15 protein-coding genes are annotated in these 20,882 nt (G+C 41.4%); 6 read left to right on the top strand and 9 right to left on the bottom strand.

Annotated elements, in window-relative coordinates; translation table 11 throughout:
• Positions 1–194 precede the first annotated feature (194 nt).
• Complete coding sequence (locus VK664_RS08345) at positions 195–1,343, top strand: NAD(P)/FAD-dependent oxidoreductase (protein ID WP_461398182.1); 1,149 nt, start codon at positions 195–197, stop codon at positions 1,341–1,343.
• Between the two features lie 74 nt (positions 1,344–1,417).
• On the opposite strand, the gene VK664_RS08350 is transcribed toward VK664_RS08345, so the two are convergent.
• Complete coding sequence (locus tag VK664_RS08350; RefSeq protein WP_461398183.1) at positions 1,418–2,689, bottom strand: M43 family zinc metalloprotease; 1,272 nt, start codon at positions 2,687–2,689, stop codon at positions 1,418–1,420.
• A gap of 393 nt (positions 2,690–3,082) precedes the next feature.
• On the opposite strand from VK664_RS08350, the gene VK664_RS08355 reads away from it, so the two are divergent.
• Complete coding sequence (locus VK664_RS08355; protein ID WP_461398184.1) at positions 3,083–3,922, top strand: glutaminyl-peptide cyclotransferase; 840 nt, start codon at positions 3,083–3,085, stop codon at positions 3,920–3,922.
• 158 nt (positions 3,923–4,080) lie between these two features.
• Here the strand turns inward: VK664_RS08355 and VK664_RS08360 are convergent, their stop codons facing one another.
• The 4 genes from VK664_RS08360 to VK664_RS08375 all read right to left on the bottom strand — a co-directional run bounded on the left by VK664_RS08360 (position 4,081) and on the right by VK664_RS08375 (position 10,564).
• Complete coding sequence (locus tag VK664_RS08360) at positions 4,081–4,983, bottom strand: class I SAM-dependent methyltransferase (protein ID WP_461398185.1); 903 nt, start codon at positions 4,981–4,983, stop codon at positions 4,081–4,083.
• 81 nt (positions 4,984–5,064) lie between these two features.
• Positions 5,065–5,640, bottom strand: coding sequence for a hypothetical protein (locus VK664_RS08365; RefSeq protein ID WP_461398186.1), 576 nt, complete (start codon positions 5,638–5,640; stop codon positions 5,065–5,067).
• Positions 5,641–5,657: 17 nt separating this feature from the next.
• Positions 5,658–7,322: a hypothetical protein gene (locus VK664_RS08370; protein ID WP_461398187.1), complete on the bottom strand. Its 1,665-nt coding sequence runs from the start codon at positions 7,320–7,322 to the stop codon at positions 5,658–5,660.
• A gap of 212 nt (positions 7,323–7,534) precedes the next feature.
• Positions 7,535–10,564: a tetratricopeptide repeat protein gene (locus VK664_RS08375; protein ID WP_461398188.1), complete on the bottom strand. Its 3,030-nt coding sequence runs from the start codon at positions 10,562–10,564 to the stop codon at positions 7,535–7,537.
• A 401-nt stretch (positions 10,565–10,965) separates the two neighbouring features.
• Between VK664_RS08375 and VK664_RS08380 the strand changes: the two genes are divergently transcribed.
• Positions 10,966–11,373: a DoxX family protein gene (locus VK664_RS08380; protein ID WP_461398189.1), complete on the top strand. Its 408-nt coding sequence runs from the start codon at positions 10,966–10,968 to the stop codon at positions 11,371–11,373.
• 4 nt (positions 11,374–11,377) lie between these two features.
• Here VK664_RS08380 and dacB read toward each other — a convergent pair whose 3' ends face one another.
• Positions 11,378–12,817, bottom strand: a complete 1,440-nt coding sequence (gene dacB / locus VK664_RS08385; RefSeq protein WP_461398190.1) for a D-alanyl-D-alanine carboxypeptidase/D-alanyl-D-alanine endopeptidase — start codon at positions 12,815–12,817, stop codon at positions 11,378–11,380.
• 51 nt (positions 12,818–12,868) lie between these two features.
• Here dacB and VK664_RS08390 point away from each other — a divergent pair, with 51 nt between their 5' ends.
• Together VK664_RS08390 and VK664_RS08395 are read left to right on the top strand one after the other, a co-directional pair.
• On the top strand, positions 12,869–14,119 hold the full coding sequence (locus tag VK664_RS08390; RefSeq protein ID WP_461398191.1) for a competence/damage-inducible protein A: 1,251 nt from the start codon (positions 12,869–12,871) through the stop codon (positions 14,117–14,119).
• Between the two features lie 254 nt (positions 14,120–14,373).
• Entirely contained in the window at positions 14,374–15,813 is a 1,440-nt protein-coding gene (locus tag VK664_RS08395) for a dihydrolipoamide acetyltransferase family protein (protein ID WP_461398192.1), read from the top strand.
• A gap of 825 nt (positions 15,814–16,638) precedes the next feature.
• On the opposite strand, the gene VK664_RS08400 is transcribed toward VK664_RS08395, so the two are convergent.
• Positions 16,639–17,187, bottom strand: coding sequence for a SixA phosphatase family protein (locus VK664_RS08400; protein ID WP_461398193.1), 549 nt, complete (start codon positions 17,185–17,187; stop codon positions 16,639–16,641).
• 80 nt (positions 17,188–17,267) lie between these two features.
• On the opposite strand from VK664_RS08400, the gene VK664_RS08405 reads away from it, so the two are divergent.
• Positions 17,268–17,987 carry a hypothetical protein gene (locus VK664_RS08405; RefSeq protein ID WP_461398194.1) on the top strand — a complete coding sequence of 240 codons (720 nt, stop codon included), beginning with the start codon at positions 17,268–17,270 and terminating at the stop codon, positions 17,985–17,987.
• Between the two features lie 14 nt (positions 17,988–18,001).
• On the opposite strand, the gene VK664_RS08410 is transcribed toward VK664_RS08405, so the two are convergent.
• Together VK664_RS08410 and VK664_RS08415 are read right to left on the bottom strand one after the other, a co-directional pair.
• A complete protein-coding gene (locus VK664_RS08410; RefSeq protein WP_461398195.1) occupies positions 18,002–18,859 on the bottom strand; it encodes a glycosyltransferase family 92 protein in 858 nt (285 codons plus the stop codon).
• 47 nt (positions 18,860–18,906) lie between these two features.
• A partial coding sequence (locus VK664_RS08415) for an alpha/beta hydrolase family protein (RefSeq protein WP_461398196.1) occupies positions 18,907–20,882 on the bottom strand: 1,976 nt, incomplete at its 5' end.

Below are 20,882 nucleotides of genomic sequence, written 5' to 3' on the forward strand. Positions count from 1 at the left end.
ATGCGAAATCAACCCCCATCACAGTTGTCGAACCTTCTCACTCACAACAAAACTCACACTCACCACTCACAACTCACCACTCACACTCACACTCACCACTCACAACTCACCACTCACCACTCACCACTCACCACTCACTCATAACTCATCACTCATCACTCATAACTCATAACTAGATTACCTATTTTTGCCCAATGACCGAATACTCTAAGTCGTTGTCGATCTGGGAAAAGGAATGCTTCTCCTCGAACCGGGATATCATCATTATCGGTGCAGGACTGTCAGGTTTATGGTCAGCTTTTCATTTAAAAAAAATAAAACCATCGCTTTCCATAACCATTATTGAAAGAGGACTTATCCCATCAGGGGCGAGTACGCGCAATGCCGGTTTTGCCTGCTTCGGCAGCCTTACCGAATTATTGCATGATGTCGAATTAATGGGTGCAGACAAAATGCTTCAGCTGGTCGGCATGAGATACCAGGGATTACAACAGATCATGAAAACTTTCAATCCCGCTGAAACTGGTTTTTCTCTTTGCGGGGGTTACGAACTGGTCACTGACAAAAAAGTGACCGCCGGGAGATCATTACATGATGGCATGAAGCTTATCAACCAGTTGCTCGCCTCGGTTGTTCCAACTCATTCAACATTCAGCTTTTCAGATGACAAAATAAACGAATTTGGTTTTGGCAATGTCGATCATCTCATTGAAAATCCACTGGAAGGTTATCTGCATCCAGGCAAGCTTTGCCAGGTTCTTACCCGGTGTGTTCAGGCGGCCGGTGTCACTATCCTCAATGGAATTAACGTCAATGGATACACGAAATCAGGCGGTCGTGTCATCCTGCATACAAACAAGCCTTACGAGTTTTCAGCTTCCAACCTGCTTGTTTGCACCAACGCGTTCGCCGGGTCGCTTCTACCAGGTATTGATATAGTACAGGCAAGAGGACAGGTATTATTGACCAATGAAATAACCAACCTGAAATTCAGGGGAACCTTTCATGCAGACGAGGGGTTTTATTATTTCAGGAATCATGGTAACAGAATTCTTCTCGGTGGGGCAAGAAACGAAGATTTCGACGGCGAAACTTCAGGCACAATGGAAACAACTTCCAACATTCAGGCTGCACTGGAACAATTTTTAGAAAAATATATTATCCCCTCCACCCCATTTTCGATCTCGGACCGCTGGAGCGGCATAATGGCTATGGGCAAAGAAAAACTTCCCATCGTTAAGGAAATTGAACCAAGTGTGTTCTGTTCAGTTCGTATGAGTGGAATGGGTGTGGCCTTAACCCCGGTAACCGGCGAAACAATCGCCAAAATGATGCTTAGTTGACACTCACCACTCACCACTCACAACTTACCACTCACCACTCACTCATAACTCATCACTCATAATTCATAACTCTGTTAGTGATTTGTTTTCAAAACCCGGATCGTCGTTTTATCATCCCCAACCTTCACAAAATATACTCCGGTTGCGAATGCACTGATATTTACCGTCATGCGGTTTGTTGTGATCACTTTATAGAACAGTATTTGCCCGTACTGGTTGAATACTGAAACATATTTTCCAAGCAGTGTTTCATCACCCCCAAAGTCGACCGTTACACTTGATTTGGCGGGGTTTGGAAAAACCCTCACTATTTTATCATCAGCCGGATCAACTGGAATATCAACCGGCGGTGGAATTCCCGGGCCAGAGCTGGCTGTGGAACTCAATAAAGCATGGCGGGGTCCACCGTCGTTAAACAAAGTGCGCATACGTTGTTTCTGGCCTTTGGTAAACAAATTTGTACAGGCGTCTTCGGTAAGATCCATGTAATTCATATACATATTACCGTTAGGAGAATTTCCACAGCTCACAATGATATTCCCGGTTGGGCAGCCACGTGTATAACTCTGTTGTGTCGGAGTGTCATCTACCAGATCATCACCGCATAACAGATCACCCCAGATATGGATCAGGCCAAGCCAGTGACCTATTTCATGCACAGCAGTGCGTCCCTTATTATATGGTGATATTGCAGTCCCTATGTTGCCAAAAGCGTTGTATCTGATTACTACTCCATCCCGGCTTTTATCCGAACCCGGCGCACTTGAATATCCAACAATACCGGCAGACATAGGTCCAACCCAAATATTCAGGTATTTGTCTGAATCCCAGGCCTCGTCTCCTCCGCTGGATGAAAATTTAATATCATCATCCATAGAAAAGCCAGTCACATTAGTTGGTTTCCGGATGATTCCGGTAGTGGGAAAACCTTGAGGATTAACGTTCGCCAACGTGAATATGATGTTACAATCGGCCGCAAAAGTGCGAAAATGTTTCGGCGTATTAGTGCTATCCGCATTTTTACGACGAAAGTCGCGATTGAGAATTTCTAACTGTGTAAGGATCTGGGCCTCAGAAATATTTTGTGCAGAACCATTATATAAAATATGAACTACTACCGGGATGTTTATGATCGTTTGTTCAGTAGGGTTGTCCTGAGTACCCAGCATCTTTAATTCATTATCAGCAGGTTTCAGGAACTGTGCAATTGACTGCTGCCGGGCGACAAGCGCAGGATTTAGTTCCTGTTGCCGAAGATTATATTGGGAAGACACACAGGTGTACTGTGACATTAACTCACTATTAATCATCACACCAAAAACCATTAACACTATGTATCGGATCATGAGTCTCTCAGTTAACACTATTCTTTGAATTGGCCTGTAACCAATATCTTTTTAGGGCTTTTTACACGAAATAAATGCTTCCTGCCAGGGGCAATTGCCCGCAAGGTAAGGTTAGCAAACCGGAATTAATAGGATGGAGTTATAGAGCCCTTGGGCCTGTATTCGTGGGGTAAAGGAATATGTAACTATGCGTTTACCTGTGCGTTTACTGAAAAAATGCCATCTTCTTTAATGAAAAAATGCCATCTTAATTGATATATTCAGTATTGTGCAGCCTGTAAAGTGATAAAAAAAAATTAACAAATCAAAATCCCCCAACCGCATTTTACACATTTATTTCCTTTTATTTTGTAGGGATTGGGTTTTGAAGCCCACCGGTAAAAAATTCGTTTAATGATGCACAAAAGATTCAAGTATTTCGTTTTTTTCTCATTGATATTCGCCTCCTGCAATTCCGAACCCGAAGAAACAACTTCTAATGAGCCCCAGGTAAGCATTGCCCCAACCATACTTCCTTTTTCGCTGGTTGGTACCCAACCACATGATGTCACTTATTTTACAGAAGGACTTGAGTTCCACAACGGCCAGTTATACGAAAGTTCCGGACCATCTACGGCTGAAAACGGTGCCGGTGTCGGCCCCTATCCTTCCGGTTTTGGTGTTGTTGATTCGGCAACAGGCAAGGTGACTGAAAAAGTGACCCTGGATAAAGCAAAATATTTTGGTGAAGGAATCACTTTTTTCAAGGGTAAAATATACCAGCTTACCTATAAGGAAAAAACAGGGTTTGTATATGATGCGAAAACTTATAAAAAACTGCGCGAATTTTCCATACCCGCTTCTGAAGGTTGGGGTTTGACCCACGATACAAGTCATATCATCATGAGTGTTGGTACCAACCAATTGTATTATCTGCATCCTGATTCACTCACCACGGTTAATATTTTAAGCGTGCATGATAACAACGGTCCGTTAACTACCAGACTCAATGAATTGGAATATATAAATGGCTATATATATGCGAATGAATGGTTCACCAACTATATCGCGAAAATTGATCCATCCAGCGGTAAGGTAGTTGGGAGACTTGATCTTTCCAGGCAGGTTGCCGAAGCCGCGCAACGGAACCCAAATGGCAATGAAATGAATGGAATTGCTTACGACAGCGCCGCCAACAACATTCTTATCACCGGCAAAAACTGGTCAGTCATTTATAAAATCAGAATACAGTAAGAGAATTATGAATTATGAGTTATGAATTATGAAAGGTTTTTAAATGTCTCTTGAAAGTGTGAGTAAATGAATTTTCATAACTCAACCATTCTTAACTCACTCATAACTCAACCATTCTTAACTCACTCATAACTCATCACTCACAACTCATAATTATATTAAAGGTTTTCCACGACGTAAATAAGTGAACTACACTTGTTTTTGTCAGTGAGCGCTTTTATGTTGGAGATCAGGCCGTTAAGAAAACCGTGTACAAGCTGCTGTTTGCCGGTTTTATTCTTTTCACTTAACAGGCTCACATAAAAACTATCGAACCACATAGGTTGTATTGATTTTACTCTGAGCCCATGACTGTCAAGCAATTTTTTCATTGATCCGGGTGAAAAATGATATAGATGGATTGGCACATCATATGCCGCCCATGTAGCCTGGTACCGCGAAGCATCGTTGGAAGTATAATTTGGGACAGCGATAAATAATACTCCGCCAGGTTTTAATAATTTTTTTACTTCTGCGAGGTAATCATGCAGTTTGTGAACATGTTCGAGTACATGCCACATTGTTATAGCGTTATAGCTCTGCGGTATCAGCTGGAACAATTGATCTGAAGGTTGAAGTTCAATACCATAGTTCTGTATAGCTTTTGCACGGGTAGTTGCATCCGGTTCTAAACCTGTCACCGACCATCCCGCGTTTTTCATATTTGCCGCAAAAGTACCTGCGCCGGCCCCGATATCAAGTAACTTACCTTTTTGAAGACCCGTTTTATTATTGATCAATCGCTTTTTCTGACCCAGTGTAAATTTTCTTACAAGATGATATAGCTTATTTACGATCCCGGTTTTTGTATTGGAATGTGAGATATACTGAGGTGACTGATAATACCGGCCAATGGAATTTTGATCGGGAACATCCTGTGTAAATCTCAATTTGCACGAAGAACATTCCCAGATTTCGAATTTTTCATTCGAAACTGAGTAATCCGTTACAGTCAGTACCGGGCCTATGGAAGCACTGTTACATGCAGGACAATGCTGATAATGTATTATTGCTGAATTCAAAATAGGGAACAAATATAAACGAAAGTCCGGAGGCGAAAAACCGGTCACCGAAATTAAAAGAATGCGAAAAGTTAAAAATGACTAGTTGCGGTTCAGGTATAAAAAGAATACAATTATCAGTATCAGTCCAACTAGCAGCCCGTAAATTGCCCAGTTTGTTTTATGAACAGGTTGTTTGTCGTTATCATTCAGATAACCGCTCATCTGGAGATTTGTAACCTCTTTATCTCCCACCAGCATTGTATGCGAGGTATTGATACGGATAATCCTCGTTGCCGATACTGGTTGCAGGAAGGCATCTATTGGTGCAATCGTTTCGAAAAACACATCGCCTGAATCATTTCTTTTAAGTGCGCCAACACCTTCCCAGAATACTATTGATTCGGCCTTCAATTTTGCGCTGATCTCGTAAGCCCATTCATTGTACCATTGCATCGCCTCATAATCAGCAACGTTTTTCTTTCTCGCTATAAATGAAAAAAACTGTTTATCGGGGGTATCATAAAACCGATCGAAGCGATAGTGATAGCCTGGTGGTAATATCTGTTTATTGGTGAAGTCTGACCTGGCAGGCGTACGTTCAATATAGATGGTCCCAATCCCGGGGATACTGAGACTTTTGTGCTGATGAAGATAACTGTTAAGCGCTGGTATCATAACCGGTAATTGATAAATCAGAATGAATAAGTTATTCCACCCAGTATATTGAACCCAAATACTTCATACTGGTTCCAGCGTTCGTATTTATTATTAAATATATTATTCATCTGGAGCCAAAGGTTGAAGTTTTTAGTGATACGAAATTCCGCACCTGCGTTCAGATCAAATGCAGCATCTCCTTTCTCAGGTGTGCCATCTTTCTTCCGGTATTGAGCCCCATCCCATGACCAGAGTTCACTGGTAAGCCAAAGATCTTTGAGAAGGCGGTATTTAACTGACAGGTTTAATTCACGCGGAAGCAATCCATAAGCTTTTGGATTTTCCTTCAGGCGGGTGAAATTATTAAATGTTATCCCCCCTTTTGCACTTAGCTTTTCACTAACCGTATATCCTACCTCACCATGAAAATGCAATACATCGACCCTTGGTTCGTAAATAACATCGAAGGTTTTACCATCCACGTTGTCGTTTACATATAAGGCCATGTTCCGGTGTTGCTGGACGCCGATTTTACCAGAATAAGTGAAGTGGTCACCAAGGGAACCTTTGATTCCACCGTAAATCTCCGAAACGCGGTCATTTAATAAACCCTGGGCAGTATCATACACTTTCAGATCTATCCATGGGTTAACCCCTGCAAATCGCTGATAAGAACCCTTGTTATAATAACCGATCCATCCGGCCATCAAAGTAAATCGCTGGTCCTCAGTTGTGAGCTCACCCATGATGTTTGGCAACATATGGAATTCGCTCTTATCCCATGAAGGGATGATGCCACCATGTAAATACAGATTTGGTGTTTTCACAGTTACTGCAGGTGAAACCATGTAAATGTTGTTTATTGCGCTGACAGGGTAGGTGTTATACTTCTTACGGTAATTGGTAAGATCGGCGGTGAACCCAAGATTAAATCCAAATGTTTCACCAAAACTTTTTGTTACGGGGATATTTAATATGGCATTTGCTTCCGAGCCTGTTGGGGCTTTGTTGTCTGCAAAAACGCTGACCCTTAGCGAGGGGCTATAAGTTAAACCAAATTCTGTGGGGATGGTGTTCCTGAACTGAACCTTACCTTCTATGGTTTGAAAACGCTGACGCAGGTCATCTTTTGTGAACTGCAGCGTGGTTGGCTGATATCCGTAGAGAAAATAATCATCACTCTTAAAGCCAAGGCTTCCGTTCCATTCATGATTATTCTGTGTTTTATATGTGACTGCACCGCCCACACTGGTCAGGCTGTTTTTCTGGAAAGGCAGATCACCTTTTGATGTATAATGTTCACCAAAAACGTTGAAAAAAGTATTCCGGCCATCACCAAAACTAAATCCCGCTTTTATATAAGGAAGATGCACATTACCCACCCCGACTTTGATGTAATTACTGTATTTCCAGGCATTGATTGAATCCACCGAAACCGCAACGGGCTTTAACTCTGTGGGAACATAGGAGAATAACAAATTCTGGGAAGGTATGTTATAGGCCAGCCTTGGCTTCATTGTATCAGCTACAGGTGGTGCAGCATTGAAATTTATTTTCGAACCTTCCTTAAGCACCGGTTTAAAAGTTGAAGTAATATCGATCGACTTCTTTTTCGTTGTGTCCTGTCCAAAACCCGACAGGCATGTTGCAATGATGGGAGCTGTGGTCAACAAACACCTTATGACTGGATATACTCTCATTTTGGCTTAAATCTTTTATATTGATTTGTATTTAGCTGCGGTAACTGATTGTCTTACCTGCTATTAATCTCCTGTGTCGCTTTTGCTATTTAATATTTCCCTATTACTACTATTACTACTTCTTCTTCTACTTGCTACTTCTTCTACTTTTCTTTCCTTTTCTCCTTCTTCTTTTTCTTTTTCTTCAACTACTTCTACTTTTACTTCTTCTTCTACTCAAGCTTTGAGCTTTTTCTTTCCTCATCAGTCGCGTCTGCGAGCTTCTTCACTGCTTCCTGCCTGAGCGTTTCAATTTTTGCATTATCAACTACACTCTGATATGTTGCTTTTGCATTGAAATAGTCTTTTGTTTTCATGTACACATCACCGAGCAAAACATAGGCCCTGGTTATCCAGTCTTCGTACGATCCGGCTTTGTTAATTACATCGAATGCGGCTTTCTCAGCATCCTGATACTTGTTTTGCAGAAAATAACAATGTGCTATTTCATATCTCGCTTCTGCCGCATAGGCAGACTTACTGAGTGATATGATCGTGCGGTACTGCGTAATTGCAAGCTCACACTGATTATTGTTTTTGTAAGACCTGGCTATAGCCATATTTGCCAGCACCTTGTCATCTGTTCCAATACCTTTCTGATTCAACAGGTCCTTTGCATTGGCTACGGCCGCATCCCATTTTGAAAGCTGGTACTGACTACGTAATAATCCACGCATCGCTTCGAGCTTATTTTCCTGGTTTGACGCGAAGTCTTTCAGCTTAGAAAAATATTTCTCGGCTTTTTCATAATTCTTGACATCAAAAAAGTTAAGCCTGGCTGCATTCAATAGTGATTTTTCTCCGAACTTATGCGGAACCCTGTCTGATAGTATTTCATAACCTCCTGTGGCTTTTGCCCAGTCTTTTTGGTTAAAGTATATTTCACTTTTATAATACAGGGCCTCCAACGAAAATTTGCCTTCAGGGAACTTCGCAAGATAATCTTCGAATTTTTTAGCGGCAGCAGGGAAGTTGCCGTTGTTGAACTGTACCTCAGCTTCCTGGTATGCCAGTTGATCTTCCTGGGTACCTGAAATGCTTTTACCCATGGATCTTGCAAAACCGACGTATTCACTTGTTTTACCTTGTTCGATATAGATAGAACGTGCGTTTTCCAGGGCTGCATCGGCCTCTGGTGAATTTGGATATTGTTTTAGCAAGGTTGTGTATTGTTCCAGGGCGGCATCATTGTTATCCTGGTTATAGTAAACGATTCCAAGTCTGAGCATGGCTTTTGGTCTCAGAGCCGGGTTTGGATCGTTCACAACATTTTTAAGAAATGGTATTGCTTCAGGATATTGCTCATTAACCATATAGTAGTTAGCCAACTCCATATTTGCATCCGAAATCAGCGGCGAGGTTGGATATTTTCTGGCGATGGAAGACATCAGGGTAATCTTCTCTTTGTTGTTTGAAGTTCCGGCACCAGCAATCATCCCTTTTTGAAAAGTAGCATAATCGCCGGCGGGCCATGAATATTCAAGCACCTTGTTGTACATGGCCAGCGCTTTACTGTATTCACGGTTCATATAGTAGCAGTCGGCACTCCTTATATAGGCATCCTGTTCAAGCGGTGCTGAATTTATACGCGGGTTCCCGGCAATTTGCGTAAAAAATCCCTGTGCCTGCGGATAGTTTTCCTTTTTCATGAAGCAGTAACCAAGATTATATTTTGCATTTGTTGGATTAACTTCTCCATTGACTACACTGGATTTCAGATACTCAAAATAATACCTGATGGCGTCATCGATCCTGTTGAGACGGTAAGCAATTTCCCCTTTCCAGAATTTTATAAATGGCAGGTAAGCAGCGTTGTTTACATCGGCTTCGGCTTTTGTAAGCAGATCGTTGGCAGCCATCAACATGCCATCGTTCACCATCTCTGTGGCCCGGCCATAAAGGATTTTAGCGTACTGGCGGCGTGCATTCTGAGAACTCGCCGGCATTGCCTCAATCATTGTTAGGGCATCCTTGTAATTATTTGTATTAGCCAGCACATTTACCAACAATTCCCTGGCTTCATCACCATATTCTGAACTCTTAAAAGTGTCATTAAATTTCTGAAGCTCAGTTAGCGCCACATCCTGGTACCCTAGTTCATAACTAAGCTTGGCATAGTTGAAAGTCGCGATTTCCCTTTGTTTTGCATTACTGTTGTTAGAGGCTGCCACCTGGAACGCATTTCTTGCATTTGCTTTCTGATTTGTTTTAAGATAGGCGTCACCCAGTAAATACATTGAATGTTGAGAAAGTGAATCATCTTTATCCCCAAGCTGTTTAAATCCTTCAATTGCCTTTGTCCAGTTTGAGGCTTTATAATAGGAATAAGACAACTCATAAAGATCTTCCCTCGAAACCTTGTCGGATTTTTTTACAAAAGCCTCAAGATAAGGGAGAGCCTTGTCAAACTGCCCTTTTTCAAAATAGGCATGCCCCACCAAATGCCGCAATTCAGTATCGTAGTACTGCCCACCACCCTTCATTTTTTGCTCAACATAAGTAAGTGCTTTATCTTTCTGACCCTGGGTGTACAGTATATTGGCAATATAATAAGGCACCACATTGCTGTAGTCCTTATCATTTTCAACCACCCTGAATGCTGTAAGTGCCTCGTTATATTTTCTTTCATTAAAGGAAATGAAGCCGTAGTAATAATTGGCGTCGATATAGTTTTTGTCTTTTGGTAGCTGCCTGATCGCATCAAACAAAGGCCTGGCCTTTTCATACTCTTTAGCAGTGAAATAAGCATAACCTAGATGAAATTTCATGCCGGCGATTTCTTCATTTGTGAGATTATCAAGACTCACTTTTTCGTACAGGTTCGTAGCTGTTGCATAATCCTGTTTGCGATAATAATATTCGGCAAGATTGAAACTCATCATCTGAACCCTTGCTGAATTATCTTCCAGGTCTATAAAATCTTTAGCCTGCTGCACAGCTGCTTCTTCGTTCTGACGAAGGGCACAGGCCGTGGTATAATATTTCACTTCCTGGTAATCGAGCGCCTGGCTTGTTTTTTCCGCGTCCCTTTGCCGGAGTTGTAGATCCTTCAAAATCGGATAAGCTAAACTGAACTGCTCCTTCTGATAATAATCCTTAGCCTGCTTAAGATCTTTTTGAGGGTCGTTAATGAATTTTGTTTGCTGGGCAAACGAAATCACATGAAGACCGATCAGAAATATTAGAACTGTAGTTTTTTTCATCTGTTCATTATTATTTTTTCCATGGTCTGCCCGCCTTATATTCCGGCAGGTAAGCAGGATACCGTAAAGTGCAGGACACGCGGCTGAGCGCCCTTTAAACATTCCCCTTATGTAAAAAGATTTTTATGGGCGTCTCTTTCCGATCATCCCGGGTAAGAATTAAACGCGGTAAAGTTTCTAAATATTTTATCCTCTACCAAACATCGTTCCAAACAGCTGTGGATAAGTGTGCTAATTAACAATTCGTTCTGATAAAGCGCCCTGTTTAAAGGGTTTTCCATGAGTTGTCATGGAGCTGATTAACACCCGGGACCGATGTATTTTGGTCTTCATCCGCAACTCTTATTCAAATATGACGTTCTTTTGATCGAAGATATTATTTTTGACAAAAAACTGCTTCAATGAAGAAACTACTTTCAATAAGTTATTCCCAGGGTGCTTTTAATATTGCCATGTTGTTGTTAAGGGTAAGTTTTGGCGTTATGATGCTACCACATGGATATGATAAGCTGGTTAAGTTTGCACATATGAAATCCGGTTTTATCAACTTTCTTGGAATGGGATCAACAATGTCCCTTGCCCTTGATATTTTCGCTGAATTTTTCTGTTCAATTTTCCTGATCTTCGGTTTGTTCACCAGGCTTGTGGTTATACCCTTGATTATAGCTATGTGTGTTGTTGTTTCCATCGCCCATAATTACCAGATTTTCGGAGATGGGGAACATGGTGCGATGTTCCTGGCAGGATTTATTGTTCTTCTATTGCTTGGACCTGGCAAAATCAGTGTAGATGGTTTGATAAATAAATAAACGATTATTTTAATAAATCAAGTACGTCATACATTTTTTTGACTACCTCGCCCGCATTACCGTTGTAATTGTTCACGACCATAGCAAATATGTATTTTTTCCCTTTGGCTGATTTGTGGTAGCCTGCAAAGGCCCGGGCACCGTTGATGGAACCACTTTTCATTTTCATGCCGTTATATGTGGGAATTGCGTCCTGGAAAGCGGGGAACCAGCTCCTGCCAGCGCTGTATTTAAGTACCTGGCATAGGGCCCGCGTTGTAACACGGTTCTGTGGTGAAAGTCCGCTTCCATCAAGTAAAGAAATTTCAGACTTCCGTATTCCATTTTCAGTCCAGAAATTTGTTATGTGATCAAGCCCTTTATCAAGTCTGTAACCATCTTTTCTTTCATAAGCTATTGTCTTAACAAAAGCTTCACCATAAAGGTTAATGCTTTTTCTCAGGAACCAGAACACGAGGCTGTCAAGTATTGGAGAACTGTGCGAAATAGATGTAATAAGTGATGAAGATATCGTGGGGCTGGTAACCGGATCAGCACTTTCTAAATTAACAGGTCCTCTTGAACTATGAATCTGAATCTTAGGATCTATGATGCCACCTGAAAGGGCTACCTGATCTTGTAAACTAAGGGCGAGTGTATATCCGGCATCCGGCATTGAACCTGAAATGGTAAAACTGCGTTGATTTGGTGGAATCGTTCCATTTACTACGGCTTCTCTTGCAAATGGCGCTGCATAAATATAAGTGTTGTCACCACTGCCGGCTGCACCGGCAAACACTGAAAACCGGTATTTCAGTTGTTTCTGCATAGTATCAAGGCCAATTATCGTTGCCGGTGTACCCGTTGCGCCGGATCTGAAAACGATATCATATTGATTTTCGTTCCAGTTTAGCAAAGATGTTCCTGCACCATAATAATTTCCCATATCCTGCCAGATATATCCATCGGGAATGGTTTGCATATTACCAGGCGGGAGATCATACAGATAAATACTTGTCAACTTTAGCCCCGACCCGGCTTTAACCAATGCTTTCGACCAATCTTTCAGCAGAGCCTCCTTTTTTGTCCCGGCGTATCGCCAGCTTCCCAACGAAGGGTCGCCTGAGCCGCGGATCTCTATCATCCCCGATTTAAGAGGATCGTTCGCGTACTCATATAAGTTGATAGCTGTTTTATATCTGAATTTCTCACCAAGCAATTCAAGAATAGCAGCAGCGGTAAAAAGCTTTTGTGTACTTGCAGGTGCCATTCCATAACGACTGTTTTTCTCATATACCAAGCTCCCATTGTCAGCATCCATAACATATAAGCTGACCAAAGCTGCTTCCATCTGGGGATCTTTTTCTAATTCGGAAACGGCCTTTGCAAGTTTGTCGCCTACCGTTTGTGCCAACAGGAGTATGCAGTTAACGGAAAAGGTGAACAGTAAACAAACTTTTTTCATACTTCAGTCATTATTACTTTACACCCGAAATTAAACTCCTTTAATCAGATTATGATTTTCGCATCAATAATTACGATAGGTGATGAACTACTCATCGGACAAGTGGTTGACACAAATTCTGCCTGGATGGCACGCGAACTGAATAGTAATGGTATCTGGCTAAAACGTAGGGTAGCCGTTGGAGATAATAAGTCAGATATTGTGAAAGCGCTGGAAGAAGAAAGCAGGGATGCACAGATAATTCTAATAACTGGTGGATTAGGTCCCACAGCTGATGACATAACAAAGCCGGTATTATGCGAGTTCTTCAACGGGAAGATGATAATTGATGAGGAAGCTTTGCAAAATGTAAAGACAATTTTTTCAAAATTATCTAATCGTCCAATACTCGAAAGAAATCTTAAACAGGCTGAGGTACCCGATACCTGCACGGTCATTCAGAACAAACGCGGTACAGCACCGGGAATGTGGTTTGAAAAGGAAGGAAAGATTTATGTATCCATGCCCGGTGTTCCGCATGAAATGCAGGGAATGATGACTGACCAGGTACTACCCGGGCTAGCAGGTTATTTTAAGACACCCTACATTCTTCATCGGACGCTGCTAACGGCAGGAGTTGGCGAATCGGTGCTGGCGGAACATATCCAGGACTGGGAATCGGGGTTACCAACATCTATCAAACTGGCATATTTACCAAACTATGGCATGGTTCGGTTACGCTTGACCGGTACCAGCGAAAACAAAGTTCAGCTGAGTGATGAATTGGATCAGCAATTTGAGAAACTAAGAACATTGGTGAATGAATGGCTTGTTATAGACAAGGATCAGAATCTTCAGCAGGTGGTTGCGGCACTTTTAAAGGAAAAAAATAAAACCCTGGCAACTGCAGAAAGTTGCACTGGTGGGTATATTGCTCACCTCCTGACCGCAGATCCGGGAGCTTCACTATTTTATAAAGGTGGAATAGTCAGTTATGATAACGAAGTGAAGGAAAAGGTTTTAAAAGTGAATCATCAAACCTTAATTACTGAAGGTGCGGTGAGTGAAGAAACTGTTAAACAAATGGTTCAAGGTGCTTTACTTGAACTCGAAACCGATTATGCAGTAGCAGTTTCCGGAATCATGGGTCCCGATGGTGGCAGTGAAGAGAAACCGGTAGGAACCGTTTGGGCCGCAGCCGGAACCAGGGAAAAAATACAAACACAGAAGTTTCATTTCCGGTTCAATCGTCAGCGGAACATTGAACTAACTGCAAACTATGCCCTTAATCTTCTGCGTAAACTGATACTTGAAGAAAATTGATCGAGGGCATAGCAGGACAACTCATAGAAAAAGCACTACCTGGATCTTTCAAAGCACCTCATAGAAACAGCCCTACCAGGATCTTCAGGGGCAACTCATAAAAAAGCACTACCTGGATCTTATAAACCGGTTACGAAAGACTATATCAGGGGCTATTTTAACAGGCTCAAGGTATTATGTGGAAATAATTACCTTTGAACAGATGTCGGGGTTAGTGAAGGGATTATAAATCAGAACTTAAATAACGGTTTAATATGGCCATAGTTGAATTAGTAATGCCTAAGCTGGGGGAAAGTATCACGGAAGCAACTATACTTAAGTGGCACAAACAACCAGGCGAACATATAAGCGCCGACGAAACGGTACTTGAGATTGCAACAGATAAAGTTGACAGTGAAGTACCTTCTATTGCTGAAGGTGTGCTGGAAGAAATTCTTTTCCAGGTGAACGATGTGGTTCCCGTCGGTGCTGTGATTGCAAAGATCAGGACTACCACGGAAGATACCGGGCAGTATAATGGAGGCGGCGACAATGGCAATGCCGGTGCAGCTGCTCAGACAACAGGCATTGATACAGGCAATGGATCGCATCAACCTGAAATTGCCACTTATGGCGCTGCTTCATCAGGATCAAACTGGCAAAAAATCCCTGATCATCAACGAAAGGATGCACCGGTTCCGGGGAATCGTTTTTATTCGCCGCTGGTGTTGAATATCGCATCAAGCGAAGGGATCAGTATGACCGAGCTTGAAAAAATACCGGGCACAGGTAATGAAGGAAGGGTAACAAAAAAAGATATCTTATCCTTTGTAGATAACCGCCGTTCAGGATCTCAATTATCATCAGTTGGTAATCGTAATGATTTGCAGGGCGGTGCAGGATTGGGTGCAGAATTACGGCGCAATGAAACCATCCAAAGGGCGGAACTTTCTACTGAACGCGGAGTTGCCGAATCAAACCTGCAATCGCCTGCCATTTACTCAGGTAACACTGAGATCATCGAGATGGACCGCATGAGAAAACTCATCTCGAAACACATGGTGGATAGCAAACGCATAAGCGCCCATGTCACGAGCTTTACAGAAGCTGACGTTACAAACCTTGTACAATGGAGAGAAAGGATAAAAAAAGATTTCGAAAAAAGAGAAGGTGACAAGATAACGTTCACTCCTCTTTTTATTGAAGCAATCGTGAGATGCATAAAAAAATATCCGTGGCTTAACAGCAGTGTAGACGGTGATCAGATCATCGTTAAAAAAGATATCAATATTGGTATGGCAACAGCGCTGCAAAACGGCAACCTGATTGTACCGGTTATAAAAAATGCTGATCAGTTGAACCTGGTTGGACTTAGCAAACAGGTGAACAATCTTGCTAATAACGCCCGGACCGGCAAACTGAGACCAGATGATACTGCCGGAGGGACTTTCACTTTTACGAACGTCGGAACTTTCGGAAGCCTGATGGGCACTCCTATCATTAACCAACCCCAGGTGGCTATACTCGCGGTTGGTGCAATAAAAAAGAGACCTGTTGTAATAGAAACAGCCCAGGGGGATTCGATTGCTATCCGTCATATGATGTACCTGTCAATGTCATATGATCACCGCATTATTGATGGTTCACTCGGGGCTACTTTCTTAAATGCAGTGGCGAAAGAGCTTGAGAATTTTAATCCGCAAAGAGAGTATTAATCTTTTTTCAATTTAGCTGGTTCTTTAATCGAACCAGCATTTGAAAAAGCAATGCAGAACTCACCCGGGAATCCCATATGTTTAGCGACCGAAAAGCCTCAAAAAAGGTTTGGGAATAGAAAATCGTAATTCCCTGGGAATGATAGGCTCAATGAACAACGTGGTCAACAAAATTACAAGTAGAGCCAAAAAAGGGTGAAGAGCAAATACAATTGTATCTCCCCATAGGCTCATGAAACTGTCAATTCTGGCATCTTTTGGATTTGTAACTTGAAATCTCACAGGAACAATACTACCCTCTTTCAAGTCAGGTTCTAACCTACCATTAAAAATGATAGAATCTTTGCCTGATTTGAAAATTATCACAGCATGTGAACTAATACTCTGTAACTCCATCGCATATCCTTTAAACCACATCCTGCCGTTGGTCTTGTTGGAGTTCATAATCCAAACAGCCTTTTGAACAAAAAAAGGTGTAATAAAAATCAGGAAGAGAAATAGAAATATTTGAAATCTACTTATTATCATTCTGAAAAAAATTACAACTCTAACCTACCATTAAATATTAAAACAGTAGTAGCTATTTAACTTATTAGATTTTAATTAACAGCATTGCTGTCTGGTAAAGTTTATTCGGAAAGACCGTAAATATGTTGCTGTCACGCCTTCTGGCGAATTGAATTATTTGACTATTTGAAAAAACGTCAATCTTCTGCTACTAGATTTAACAATGACTTTGAGTAAAAATGTTTTCCGTTAATTACTTGAAATTATTTGTTGGTTTGATTCAGTTTTGACTTTGTGCTTTGATTTTGTGTCTGATTTTTAGTTTTGAGACATGGTGGGTGTTGCTGTCGTATTAAGCGACTGGCTTTTCTTGCCATACTTCTGGCTGACAAGACGACCATTTCCCTTGCCTGATTTAGGCAATTTGATAACGTAGAGATTGTCGTAGGCTGCATCAGGAAGGTCATCCATGATAACTTTACTGCCGACCAGCATATTCACAACATCATCAATTGTGTTGCTATGTGCCACCACCAGCTGGTTGGTGGCATTACTTTTTAGTGTTTTGATAAAATTGCTGTCTGGCCTGGCTGGGTAGATTTCGGTCTTAATGTGCAGTACCTCTGCCAGTGGAGCAGCGGTGTTTTGTGTCCTGGTCGTATTGGTTGAATATATTTTCTTAATTTTTTTATTTTTCAATGTTTCGCGGAGGCTGAGTGCCCTTTCTGTACCTGGAGCTGATAAAATCGGATTATCGGCAGGAGTAGTTGATTTTTCAGCATGTCTTACGACATAGACTTTATAAGTGCACGAACACAATAAAATACAAATGAAACAAGTGAAAAAAACCGGGAAACTAATTTTCATATTGAAAATATTTTTTTGTAAATTCAGAAATAGGGATTTCCGACTGCTGGCTGTACTACTAACCTAAACAATTATACACCATGAAAACACTCTCCGAAACCTGGTTTGCCGATGGTTACATAGACTTTGAACTGAAAAAGTACACACTCCTCGCTTATTTGCAGGAAATCAGCAATCACTTCAATGAAAATAAACTTTACCCGCAACTTTCCGATATCATTTTTCATTATAATAACCTGGTGGCCTTTCGGGAAAACAAGAAATATCTGCAGGAGCAGTTTCCCAAAAAGCTGACCGGCATTCAGATGGAGAAATTACAGTTGTTGTATGAGCAAATGATTGAAGATGATGACCTGATGAAAGAGCTCGAAGACATCATTCATTATGCAAGTGATAAGATGAAACTGGCCATCAGCAATGGGACCGAGATATACGAGTTTGTAGAAGATAAATTAACCGTTTTCCCGGTTGGTATATTGCCGATCAAAATTCATGAAGGGTACTTTTTTTTAAGCGATGGCAGTGCCCGCGAAACCCGGGTGTACAAATACCGGCTCAGCATCTTCGAAAAACATGATGAAAAATATCGCGCTATCAAAACGGAATTTGTGGATCAGTGGCAGCGAAATATTGTCAACAGCTACGAAAACATCAAGGCGGAGCTCATGCGTCAAAACAAAAATCTCCCGCACCCTGCGGTTTACTCTATTGAAACACCCCTTAGTTTTCCAATAGATGAAACATTGTTACCAATTGCAAAACGAACCCTGGTACGTTATATTTCTTTAAATGCTGCTTAAAGAAATTTTTCACCTTAGGTGGTTGCGGATGAGTTTTCAGATTGTTGGCTAATTATTAATTTTAGCTCAATTATATTTTCATCCGTAATCTCATTAGCAAACGCGTTGAACATTTCAAATTCTTCTATTGTCCTCCGCATGTCGCTGTCTGCCCTGCCTCTTGCAACCTTTAACCTGAATTCCTCCAGGGAGCGTGCAAAATAATGATTCAGTTGTATTTTGTTTGATGTATGCCCGGCCATAGCACCATTTATGCGTTGGAAATTCTCATTTACGCAGAATTTCCCAAATTTGTACTTAAAATGATGTGGGTCTTTAGGAACACTTTTTACGTGTTTTGGTTGAACTATACTTTTAATATGGCGATTCATTCCCTCCGTTAAGAGTGATCTTTTGGTATAACTTTCAATTTGCGAACCTTTAGGTCTTTCCAAATGTCCGTTTGAACCAAACACACGCCAATGTATTCCAAGCCCACCAAACCTTTTATAGGAATTTAAAAACTCAACGAGATTGCCAGTTTGCATTTTAGGAACAATAAACTCATCGACATCAATAAAGGCTATCCATTGACATTCCCGTCCAAAGTTAGCCAGGCAATGTTTATGGGCCATCATTTGCATTTTACTACCAGGAAAATACTGAACTTTTACTATTCCCTTTTGTACGTAAGTACTTAAAGTGTTTGCAATTGGAATTGTTGATTCGTTGTCATAAATATAAAAACAACTTACTCCAATTTGTAAATGATGCTCTATCCATTCAATGAAATAATGATCTTCATTTTTGGCAATGCAACAGATCGCTACATTGTGCAGTGGTTTTGGCGTCAACCCGAAAAAAGACTTTGTTATTGAAATTAAGTTGAACATCAGTTTTTTGAATACCCTAATTTATCATCATTTTAGCCCTGGCTTACTTAAAACGCTTTCTTTTCCTCTGCAGGAACCTCAGTGCCATAATCAACTCCTTTTGCTATGGCAGGTACGCCTTCACTGATCCATTTTGCTGCCGGTGCTCCTTTCAGATAATGATCAAAAAACTGACCAAGGCGGATGCTAAGATCCTTGCGATTTCTTCTTTCTACCAGGTTATGATCTTCACCATTATACTGCAACATCCAGACTTTTTTATTAAGCCTCCTCATAGCAGTAAACAATTCAATGCCCTGGTACCATGGAACTGAACCATCAGCATCGTTATGCATAATCATCAAAGGAGTTGTGATTTTATCCACTTTAAACAGTGGCGAATTTTTTATGTAAAGATCCGGGCGTTGCCATAAGGTCGCCCCGATTCTTGTCTGGGTACGTTCGTACTGAAACTGGCGGTTCATGCCAGTGCCCCAGCGAATACCACCATAGGCACTTGTCATATTTGCGACAGGAGCACCTGCGCCGGCAGCCGCAAACATTTTGGTACGGGTCACAAGATAAGCCACCTGGTAACCTCCCCAGCTCTGGCCCTGAATAGCCATTTTGGTTGAATCAACCCAGGGAAATTTCGACATTTGTTTCGCTGCAGACACAACGGAATTGTATGCACTTTCACCGGGCTCACCATCTTTATAATGAATGTTTGGATCCATTACAATATATCCATTACTAACAAAGTATGGGATATTGATAGTAGACGCACTTGGTGCAGGTGCCCGATAATTGTATAAACCATCGGCATCCTGTTCGTAGAAATAAAATATGACCGGATACTTTTTCTTCGGATCAAAATTTTCAGGTTTGTAAATAAGCCCTTCGGATTCCTTCCCGTCAAACATCTTCCATCTAATCAACTCAGCCGTGAGCCAGTTATAGTTTTTTTGTTGCTGGTTTATATCACTGAGTTTAGTAAACGATTTAAGATCCGTAGTTGTATAGACGTTAGGTGACTCCTGCGGCGTCATTCTCCCTACCAGGTAAACTTCCGCCTGTTTTGCTTTGATTGGCATGACGTAACTATAAGCACCGATATTCATCAGGTTCGGCTCACCATTCTTACCCAGTGTTTTTGTATAAAATCCGCTGTACTTGTTATTCCGGTTAAAAGCATCTAATAATAAAGGTGCATCTGCCTTGATAAAACGCTGCTCTCTATCGAGCCTGACGTATTTGAGAACAATCCTGTTTTTCTTGCCAAATCCGGCTGTTACATTGATCGGAGCCTTTGCATCATCGGGATCAAGTTGCCATATATCATAGCGATCATTTACAAGTAAAGCCAAATCATTTTCTATCCAACCAATAGTTCCGAAGGATGGTGGTTCATCAGGATGGTCATCTTCATCATCAAATAAAGGGCTGTTTACTTTTTTTGAAATATTCTTAGTCACACCTGTTTTTACATTGTATGCGAAATAATGTTTTGCAGCGCCATCGTACCAGGTAACATATCTGCCTTGGGGTGAAACGGTAAATAACCCACGGTGTTTTTCTTTTATCATTTTGCGCGCTCCGTCGGTAATTGATATAACATACGCAGTTTGTTTGGCATAACCCTGCCACTGTGATTCGATACGGTTACCTTTTGAAGAAGTGGCAATAACATAATCGGCATTCCCTTCATCCACGAGGAAAACATTTTCAGCATCAGGCCCGCCCAGTTGAACAACTTTCTGTTGATCACCAACAAGCACTGCCTGGTATGAACGGCCCATTTCGATCCTTAATTGTTTTAACTGCTGTGGCTGAAGATAATCATCGTTATAGTGCCAGACATCCAGCCGGGCGGTTTCGAATTCAGGTATAGTTGTATCCTTTGGTTGGCGTATTCTGGATAAGCCAAAATATAATTTTTTTCCATCCTTACTAAACCTGGGCAATGAACTGTCGCTGACAGATAACCCTTTTTCAACTCCTGCTGTTTTTCTGTCTACACGCATAATAGCGCTGTCCATTCCTG

Origin of the sequence: Flavitalea sp. (genome assembly GCF_035489435.1) — a bacterium.
Taxonomy (GTDB): Bacteria; Bacteroidota; Bacteroidia; order Chitinophagales; family Chitinophagaceae; genus DATHKG01.

Bases quoted from the DNA above. Each gene is read 5' to 3' on its own strand.
- VK664_RS08345 (WP_461398182.1), top strand. From the start codon at position 195: ATGACCGAATACTCTAAGTCGTTGTCGATCTGGGAAAAGGAATGCTTC.
- VK664_RS08350 (WP_461398183.1), bottom strand. From the start codon at position 2,689: ATGATCCGATACATAGTGTTAATGGTTTTTGGTGTGATGATTAATAGT.
- VK664_RS08355 (WP_461398184.1), top strand. From the start codon at position 3,083: ATGATGCACAAAAGATTCAAGTATTTCGTTTTTTTCTCATTGATATTC.
- VK664_RS08365 (WP_461398186.1), bottom strand. From the start codon at position 5,640: ATGATACCAGCGCTTAACAGTTATCTTCATCAGCACAAAAGTCTCAGT.
- VK664_RS08370 (WP_461398187.1), bottom strand. From the start codon at position 7,322: ATGAGAGTATATCCAGTCATAAGGTGTTTGTTGACCACAGCTCCCATC.
- VK664_RS08375 (WP_461398188.1), bottom strand. From the start codon at position 10,564: ATGAAAAAAACTACAGTTCTAATATTTCTGATCGGTCTTCATGTGATT.
- VK664_RS08380 (WP_461398189.1), top strand. From the start codon at position 10,966: ATGAAGAAACTACTTTCAATAAGTTATTCCCAGGGTGCTTTTAATATT.
- dacB (WP_461398190.1), bottom strand. From the start codon at position 12,817: ATGAAAAAAGTTTGTTTACTGTTCACCTTTTCCGTTAACTGCATACTC.
- VK664_RS08390 (WP_461398191.1), top strand. From the start codon at position 12,869: ATGATTTTCGCATCAATAATTACGATAGGTGATGAACTACTCATCGGA.
- VK664_RS08395 (WP_461398192.1), top strand. From the start codon at position 14,374: ATGGCCATAGTTGAATTAGTAATGCCTAAGCTGGGGGAAAGTATCACG.
- VK664_RS08400 (WP_461398193.1), bottom strand. From the start codon at position 17,187: ATGAAAATTAGTTTCCCGGTTTTTTTCACTTGTTTCATTTGTATTTTA.
- VK664_RS08405 (WP_461398194.1), top strand. From the start codon at position 17,268: ATGAAAACACTCTCCGAAACCTGGTTTGCCGATGGTTACATAGACTTT.
- VK664_RS08410 (WP_461398195.1), bottom strand. From the start codon at position 18,859: ATGTTCAACTTAATTTCAATAACAAAGTCTTTTTTCGGGTTGACGCCA.